Genomic DNA, 8,749 nt, shown 5'->3' on the forward strand with positions numbered 1-8,749 from the left:
ATATATAATGTAAGGAATACCAGTGTCTGATTATTTTAAGACTTGATTATTTNTATTAATAAAAAGTATGATAAAAATATTAGTAATTAGTTTAAATAATTATTATTGAAACGTATTTATGGAGTTAGTATGATGCCCGATATTAGTAATCTTTCTGTTGAAGAATTAAAACGCTTAACTGCTGAAGCTGAAGCATTAATTGAATCTAAAAAAGATCAAGAGTTAGAAGAAGCTTATAATTCAATTATTGAAATTGCGGATAAAGTAGGTTTAAGTTTAGAGCAATTAATTGAATATGGCGCTCAAAAACGTAAAAAAACAACACGCAAAGCTGTAGAGCCACGTTATCGTAATAAAAATGATCCATCTGAAACCTGGACAGGTCGTGGTAAGCAACCTCGCTGGTTGGTTGCAGAGCTTGAAAAAGGCGGTAGCCTAGAAGATTTTCTTATCTAATTTCATCTAACTGTCATTCATAGTTAGTAAAATTTGAGAAACCAAGCAGCAATGCTTGGTTTTTTTTATATCTGTGAATTGGAGATATGAAAAAAGTATGCATAATGTGTGAGAGGACATTATCTCGTACGGAATAATAAATGAAAGAATTGGTAATGGCTGGATGAACAAAAAAACTAAACAGTTGAAATGGTGGATCTTCGCCGTCATTGCATTTTTAATTTTTGTATTATTGCAAATTCCAGCAACTTGGTTGATTTCAAAATTTTATAAGGATAACCAGGTGCTACAAAATGTCAGTGGTAATATTTGGCAAGGACAGGCAGATTGGCATAAAGGTCAGTTACGAGGTTCTATTGCCTGGAAAACCAGACCACTTGATGTTGCTTTATTGCGTTTAGGTGCAGATGTAGAAATCCACAGCGGAGATACACAGCTCAAAGGTGTAATGGCATATGGTGTTGGGAAAAAAATTATTGCCCGAAAAATGACTGGGCAAGTCTCTCCCGAAACATTAAAAACAATGGTGGATTGGCAGTGGCCAAGCAATGCGATCCAATTGAGCAATATCCAGTTTGATTTTAAAAAAGAACAAGGGTTTACTAAGTCTGACGGAAAGTTGCATTGGGGTGGTGGTGAGCTTGTTTATACAATGGGGCAACGTCAGGACAGAATGAATGTTCCATCTTTAAATGGTGCTGTAAAAGATGAATCAGGAAAAATGAGCTTTGAAATTCTGGATCAGCGTAGCCAAAAAATGGCGAATCTGGTTTTAGATTCAGATCTCATGTTGGATGTTCAGTTAACACAGCGTTTTTTGATGAATGTGCCTTCTTATGATGGAAAAGCGGGGTTGGATACCTACGTACTTAGCTCAAGACAGCCACTTCTAAAGGGTGGTTTCTAATGATTAATATTAAAGAAAAATTATCAGATATCTCTTGGCAAAAACTAGATCGGGTTGCTCCTATTGTCCTGATTATCTTGATTTTAGCGTTATGCTGGAAGTTGGCTTCGATGTTTTGGTGGATTGTAGCTCCTCCTCAGGTCATGAAGTTTGATCAGGTTGCCTTAGGTTCACAGCAACCACAGGTCCCAAATATTTCATCATTCTCTCTATTTCAGGAGCAAGCTGCGACAGAGTCACAGGATGACAACATAAATTTTGCATTGCAAGGAGTTGTGGTTGCCTATCCAAGTCAAAATTCTTCCGCAGTCATAAAAGTGAATGAAACAGCTGATAATTATGTGATTGGGCAGAAACTTGACTCGACCTCATATCAGCTTGCGGAAGTATATTGGGATAAGGTGATCTTGAAGAATGATTCTGGTGCAACCAAAGAGCTTAAATTTGCCAAGCTAGAGACATTAAACCAGAATTTATCCCAGCCTGAGCAAACGAACCAGAGTAGTCCAAGTTCGGTACCGCCTGCATCAGCACCAGGCACGAGTTCTGACAAGAATGCATTGGGGCAGGCGATCCAGAAAATGCAACAAGATCGTGACCAATATCTAAAGAATATGGGTGTAAATACAGCTGGAGGTCAAGGATATGAAGTGACTGACAATACTCCTGCTGCATTGCGAAATAAATTGGGCTTGAGATCGGGTGATCGCATTATTTCTCTCAATGGACAGCCTGTCGGTCAAGGACAAACCGATGTGCAATTGTTAGAACAAGCGAAACGCGATGGAAAAGTGAAAATAGAAATTAAGCGTGGTGATCAGGTGATGACCATTCAGCAAAGTTTGTAAGTGATAAAAATCACGATAAGAGTTAGGAAATACAATAAATTATGGCTTTTTTGAATCATAGTCGTCCACTTTGGGCATTAGTTGCAGCGGCGCCGCTAGTGATGACGGTGAGTAGTGTGGCACACGCGCAAACATGGAAAATAAATTTGCGTGATGCTGATCTAACAGCCTTTATTAATGAAGTTGCGGATATTACAGGTAAAAATTTTGCAGTAGATCCTCGCGTGCGAGGTAATGTTACTGTTATTTCAAATAAGCCATTAAATAAAAATGAAGTTTACGATCTATTTTTAGGTGTGCTTAATGTCAATGGTGTTGTTGCCATCCCATCTGGTAATACAATCCGGCTGGTTCCTGACAGTAATGTGAAAAATGCTGGTGTACCATATGATTCAAGGCGTCGTGCATCGGGGGATCAGGTGGTTACACGGGTAATCTGGCTTGAAAATACTAATCCAAATGATTTGATCCCTGCACTTCGCCCTTTGATGCCACAGTTTGCGCACATGGCTGCTGTACAGGGGACAAATGCGCTTATTGTTTCCGATCGTGCAGCAAATATTTATCAAATAGAAACCATAATTCGAAATCTGGATGGTACTGGGCAAAATGATATAGAGGCTGTACCTTTGCAAGCGAGTCAGGCAGAGGAAATTATCAAGCAGCTTGAGGCAATGAGTGCAACTGGAACATCAAAGGATTTGGCGGGATCACGTGTACGAATCATTGCTGACGTACGTACCAATCGAATATTAATCAAAGGTGATCCTGGTTCCCGTAAGAGGATTCGCAATACTATTGAAATGCTGGATGTACCATCTGCAGATCGTTTGGGTGGTTTAAAAGTGTATCGTCTGAAGTATGCTAGTGCGAAAAACTTGTCCCAGATTTTGCAAGGCTTGGTCACGGGGCAAGCTGTCAATTCAAATAATTCAAACAACTCAAATACAGACTCTTCGAATAGCAACTCGATTAATAACTTGATTAATAATAACTCTAGTTCTTCTAGCAATAGTGGAAATTCAAATATTTCAGCACCTTCGATTAATTTAAATAGCAACTCGAATAATTCTAATCAAAACAATATCAGCAGTTTTAATGGCAATGGTGTAAGTATTATTGCTGATGAAACGCAAAATTCTTTGGTTGTGAAAGCTGAGCCACAGTTGATGCGGGAAATTGATGCTGCGATACAACAGTTAGATACGCGTAGACAGCAGGTGTTGATTGAAGCTGCCATCATGGAAGTAACTGGAAGTGATGCGGATCAATTGGGGGTGCAATGGGCAATGGGGGATCTGAGCAGTGGTATCGGATTAGTCAATTTTTCCAATGTTGGAGCAGGACTTGCGAGCCTGGCTGCTGGTTATCTCTCTAACGGTGCATCTGGGTTGGCATCAGCACTTGGTGGTAATAAAAATGGCGTGGGAACCGTGATAGGGATTGGGGATTATAAAGAAGGGGCAGATGGCTCGCGTAAACTTTATGGAGCTTTGATTCAGGCTTTAAAAAGTAATCAAAAAACTAATCTATTGTCTACACCGTCGATTGTCACGATGGATAATGAAGAAGCTTATATTGTTGTTGGGCAGAACGTACCATTTATTACTGGTTCAGTGACATCAGGTGCAACAGGAGTAAACCCATATACAACTGTTGAACGTAAAGATGTTGGGGTAACTCTGAAGGTGGTTCCTCATATAGGTGAGGGTGGTTCGGTCCGTTTAGAAGTTCAGCAAGAAGTATCTGATGTTGAAGAAAGTAAAGGGCAGGCGACAGATCTGGTCACTAATAAACGTGCCATAAAAACTTCTGTCATAGCTGATCATGGGCAGACTGTTGTGTTGGGTGGATTGATGACAGACAATGCTAAATATGGTCGAGAATCTGTTCCATTTTTGGGAGCGATTCCAGGCTTGGGACGTTTGTTCAGGGCAGATAATCGTTCTGGGGAAAAGCGCAACTTATTGGTCTTTATACATCCTACTATTATCAGTAATGGTGATGATGCACGTCGTATTACACGTGGAAAATATGATCAAATTTATAGTTTACAGTTGGCATTTGATAAAGATGGAAGTTTTGCCAAGCTTCCTGAAAATGTAGATAATATTTATGAGCAACGTTTACCGATTACAGCTCCTATGAAAAAAGAACCTCCTGCTCAGAATTATCAAAGAGTACCATCTGGCGGTTCTTCAAAGGCAACGCCAGTTGCAACTGAGCCGCGTACACAAACTTATATCATTGAAAAGCCTGTCCAGTCGCAGCCTGTTGAACCAAAACAAGATGTACAACGAACAAGAAATACCGTGACAACAACTACGATTCGCAGTGCTAACTAGGCTAAGGTTCTGGTGGTTTTGATTTGTCATGTTATGATGATCAAAAACTTATAAAGAGAAATGTGTATATGACTTGGAAAATACAAGCAATTACGGGTGAAATGACAGGGCAGGAAATCGACATTAATCGTGATATGTTGATTGGCCGTAGTCAGGAAGCAGATATTGTTTTGCAGTCTGGTGAAATTTCTCGCCGTCATGCAGCATTTTTGCTAAAGGACAAGGCGCTATGGGTTCAGGATTTAGGTTCATCAAATGGAACATTTGTGAATGATCTACGTATTGATCATGAAACCCTGCTTAAAGAAAACGATATTGTTCAATTTGCAAGTTTGAAATTTTCTGTTTTGGAACCTGCTGCAATCAGAAAAATGGCTGAGAGTGATGTCCTAGAGACTGACACAAAGGAAAACCTTGCGTCAGAGACTCATTCTGATCTTGTATCAGCTAACCCGCCAATTGAACAGCCTATTGAGGCGATAGCAACAGCTGAGGTGAAATCACCAGTTGAAGATAAACAAGCTGCTGCTCAACAAATGAATGAGCAGGGGATGCCAAGTTTGTCTGAGCGCTCTAATGATGTCTCGGTTAGTGCAAATGGAATGCCACAAAATATTTCTGTTCCTAAGCCTGCTCCAATTCCTGAGGGGGTAGATGTACATGCCACTCCTGAACCAAAACCTGTTGTTATTCCTGAAACCAAAACAATGGTTGAACAAGAGAAAGAACAGCGTAAAAATGCTTCTGTTGGTTTAATGACGATTATTGTTTTGATCATTTTGGCAGTGATCGCCTGGCTGTTTTTTAAATAGCCCTTGTTGTATTTAAAATTAGGGCATGCAATCGCATGCCCTAATCATTTTTATGTTATATAAATGTGATGGGATAAAGCTTGAACCATTTGGTGAAATTGAGGCTTTATTGTGGTTTTATAATCTGTTTGAGTGTAAATCATGAGTGTTGCAAAGTTAGATCAGCGAGAACTTATTTTATTTGATTTGGATGGGACACTGGTTGATTCAGCTTTTGATTTATATCGGGCAATGAATTTGAGTCTAGAGCATTTAAATTTACCTTTAGTGACTGAAGAGCAAGTCCGAGTCTGGATTGGTAAAGGAACTTCATTATTTTGCAGTAGTACTTTGCAATATTTAAAAGGTGAAGTTGAACCACAATTACATCAGCAATTGCTCACAACCTTTTTGGAAATTTATAATGCTGATCCTTGTGTGGATACCAAACCATTTAAGGGGGTTTTACCTTTTTTGGATTGGGGGAAGCGAAATAACAAGAAATTGATCTGTGTAACCAATAAGCCTGAACAACCAGCAATCAAGATTCTACAAGAATTGGATATGGACCATTATTTTGTAGATATTATCGGAGGAGATCGTTTTACTACACGTAAGCCAGATCCAACCCAGTTAAATTACTGTGTTACACATTATAGTGTAACGCCTGAACAAACTTTGATGGTTGGTGATTCAAGTAACGACGTAGAAGCTGCCAAACGTGCTTATATTGATTGTATTGTAGTCAGCTATGGCTATAATCATGGGGAAGATATTCAACTGTGCCAACCACAACAGGTAGTTGATGATTTAAGAGAGTTACTTGATTAGATAACTCTCAATTAAGCTATTCAAATGAACGTAAAGGAAGTAGGAATGAATCAAGTGGTTATTTTTCGATGGCGAGCTTAAGCCAATTTATAAAACCTTAAGTCCATCGAAAATAGAGAAAATTCCTTATGACAAGTTTTACACAATTTGAACAACTTAAAACAGACGGTTATAACTTGATACCAGTATATCGCCAGAGACTTGCAGATACTGATACACCACTTTCAGTATTTGCCCGTTTGAAAGATCATCAACAAGCTTATCTGTTTGAATCTGTAGAGGGTGGTGAAAATTGGGCACGCTATTCAATTATTGGTCTGGGTGAATCTACAGTTTTTTCATGTAATGAAGGTATTCTAACTGTTCAGGACAGTAATGGTCTTATTACCAAGCAAGACTGTAGTGATCCATTTCAATATATTCGTGATTTCCAGTCACAATATAAAGTACCAAGCTCAAAAGAGTTACCAGAACTTCCGAGCTTTACGGGAGGGCTTGTAGGTTACTTTGGCTATGATTCCGTGCGCTATATCGAGCCACGTTTAAAAAATGTGCCTGAAGCTGATCCTGTGGGACTACCAGATTTATGGATGATGCTTTCAAAAACAGTCATTGTTTTTGATAATTTAAAAGATACATTATTTTTAATTGTGCATGCAGATGCCAGCGACGAAAATGCCTATAACAACGCACAAAAACAATTGGATGAATTGGAGGAGATTTTAGCGACTCCCATTAGTCTAAAAGCTCGGAAACATACAGCACCGCATTTTGAGTCCTTGACGGGGCATGACAGGTTTATTCAAACCGTAGATAAAGTGAAAGAGTACATTCGTGCAGGGGATGTGATGCAGGTTGTACCAGGTCATCGTATGGTGTCTGATTTTGACGGTGAACCTTTGCAGGTTTATCGTGCATTGCGTCATCTCAATCCATCACCTTATTTATTTTTGGTGCAGGGTCATACCTTGGGAGATCAAAAGCCGTTTTATGTGGTGGGTTCTTCTCCGGAAATTCTTTCACGTCTGGAAAACGGTGTTGCAACCGTTCGACCGTTAGCAGGGACACGCCCTCGCGGTAAAACCAAAGAAGAAGATTTGGCACTTGAAAAAGATTTGCTTTCTGATGAAAAAGAAATAGCAGAGCATCTTATGCTGATTGATCTTGGTCGGAATGATGTAGGGCGTGTATCAAAAGTTGGAAAAGTACAAGTGACCGATCAAATGGTCATCGAGCGTTATTCACATGTAATGCATATTGTTTCAAATGTACAAGGTGAAGTTCGGGATGATGTAGATGCACTAGATGTCTTTAAGGCAACTTTCCCTGCTGGAACACTGTCTGGTGCACCAAAAATACGGGCAATGGAAATTATTGATGAAGTTGAACCTGTCAAACGTGGAATTTTTGGTGGGGCAATCGGATATCTGGGGTGGCAGGGGGAAATGGATATGTCTATTGCAATCCGAACCTGTGTTATTCGTGAAAATAAAGTCTATGTGCAAGCAGGAGCGGGGTTGGTTGCTGACTCAAATCCAGAATCTGAGTGGAATGAAACGCAAATAAAAGCTCGCGCAGTGATCAAAGCGGTTGAATTATCGTCAAACGGTTTGATTTTATAAGTTTTTGGCAGTTTTTTTTAAAAAACTGCTTGCATGAGCTGAAAGTTTTGCTAAACTGCACACCGTTCCGATACGAAACGTACGAAACAAAAGAAACGCCGACATAGCTCAGTTGGTAGAGCAACTGACTTGTAATCAGTAGGTCCTCAGTTCGAATCCGAGTGTCGGCACCATCTTTAAGTTGGTCGTGTAGTAAAAAGAACAGCACTGAAAGTTAAGTGCGATATGGTGAGATTCCCGAGCGGTCAAAGGGAGCAGACTGTAACTCTGCCGCGTAAGCTTCGAAGGTTCGAATCCTTCTCTCACCACCATTAACTTCGAGTAGTGGTAAATGTACCAACATTGTGCGGGAGTAGCTCAGTTGGTAGAGCGGCAGCCTTCCAAGCTGCATGTCGCGAGTTCGATCCTCGTCTCCCGCTCCATCGAAGGATTATCGCTCTTATAGCTCAGTGGTAGAGCACTCCCTTGGTAAGGGAGAGGTCTCGAGTTCAAATCTCGATAAGAGCTCCAGATAAAGTTTAGTGGTTTTTCCACACAGTTTTCAAAAGCAGGCTTATTAGTCTGCTTTTCAAGTATTAGGTGTCTAGTTTTTTAGACGATATGTCGATGCTGGGGTAGTCTCAGAGTTGGGTTCGACGTAAACGAGGAATATCAAATGGCTAAGGCTAAGTTTGAACGTAATAAGCCACACGTAAACGTGGGCACAATCGGTCACGTTGACCATGGTAAAACAACTCTTACTGCTGCTATTGCAACAATCTGTGCAAAAACTTACGGCGGTGAAGCTAAAGATTACGCAGCAATTGACTCTGCACCTGAAGAAAAAGCTCGTGGTATTACAATTAATACTTCACACGTAGAATACGATTCTCCAACTCGTCACTACGCTCACGTAGACTGCCCGGGACACGCCGATTATGTTAAAAACATGATCACTGGTGCTGCTCAG

Annotated in this window: 8 protein-coding genes and 4 tRNA genes; all 12 read left to right on the top strand. The window is 40.1% G+C overall.

What is annotated here, in order from left to right; translation table 11 throughout:
* Nucleotides 1-129: 129 nt before the first annotated feature.
* Nucleotides 130-456 carry an H-NS histone family protein gene (locus KPC_RS15285; protein ID WP_121975224.1) on the top strand — a complete coding sequence of 109 codons (327 nt, stop codon included), beginning with the start codon at nt 130-132 and terminating at the stop codon, nt 454-456.
* 163 nt (nt 457-619) lie between these two features.
* Nucleotides 620-1,363 (top strand): type II secretion system protein N, encoded by a 744-nt coding sequence (gspN, locus tag KPC_RS15290; protein WP_121975225.1) that lies wholly within the window; start codon nt 620-622, stop codon nt 1,361-1,363.
* Entirely contained in the window at nt 1,363-2,211 is an 849-nt protein-coding gene (locus KPC_RS15295; protein ID WP_121975226.1) for a type II secretion system protein N, read from the top strand. Before gspN ends, KPC_RS15295 begins: the two co-directional genes overlap by 1 nt.
* Nucleotides 2,212-2,252: 41 nt before the next feature.
* Nucleotides 2,253-4,556 carry a type II secretion system secretin GspD gene (gene gspD, locus KPC_RS15300; RefSeq protein WP_121975227.1) on the top strand — a complete coding sequence of 768 codons (2,304 nt, stop codon included), beginning with the start codon at nt 2,253-2,255 and terminating at the stop codon, nt 4,554-4,556.
* Nucleotides 4,557-4,624: 68 nt separating this feature from the next.
* Nucleotides 4,625-5,368 (top strand): FHA domain-containing protein, encoded by a 744-nt coding sequence (locus tag KPC_RS15305; RefSeq protein WP_121975228.1) that lies wholly within the window; start codon nt 4,625-4,627, stop codon nt 5,366-5,368.
* A 141-nt stretch (nt 5,369-5,509) separates the two neighbouring features.
* On the top strand, nt 5,510-6,178 hold the full coding sequence (locus KPC_RS15310; RefSeq protein WP_121975229.1) for a phosphoglycolate phosphatase: 669 nt from the start codon (nt 5,510-5,512) through the stop codon (nt 6,176-6,178).
* A gap of 128 nt (nt 6,179-6,306) precedes the next feature.
* Nucleotides 6,307-7,800: an anthranilate synthase component I gene (gene trpE / locus KPC_RS15315; RefSeq protein ID WP_121975230.1), complete on the top strand. Its 1,494-nt coding sequence runs from the start codon at nt 6,307-6,309 to the stop codon at nt 7,798-7,800.
* Between the two features lie 97 nt (nt 7,801-7,897).
* Nucleotides 7,898-7,973 (top strand) — tRNA-Thr (locus tag KPC_RS15320).
* A gap of 54 nt (nt 7,974-8,027) precedes the next feature.
* Nucleotides 8,028-8,111, top strand: a tRNA-Tyr gene (locus tag KPC_RS15325).
* A 35-nt stretch (nt 8,112-8,146) separates the two neighbouring features.
* A tRNA-Gly gene (locus KPC_RS15330) sits at nt 8,147-8,222 on the top strand.
* 13 nt (nt 8,223-8,235) lie between these two features.
* Nucleotides 8,236-8,310 (top strand) — tRNA-Thr (locus KPC_RS15335).
* Between the two features lie 145 nt (nt 8,311-8,455).
* Nucleotides 8,456-8,749 (top strand): GTP-binding protein (locus tag KPC_RS15340; protein ID WP_016801235.1); only part of this gene is annotated, 294 nt, incomplete at its 3' end.

It is taken from the genome of Acinetobacter stercoris (assembly GCF_900323515.1).
Classification (GTDB): domain Bacteria; phylum Pseudomonadota; class Gammaproteobacteria; order Pseudomonadales; family Moraxellaceae; genus Acinetobacter; species Acinetobacter stercoris.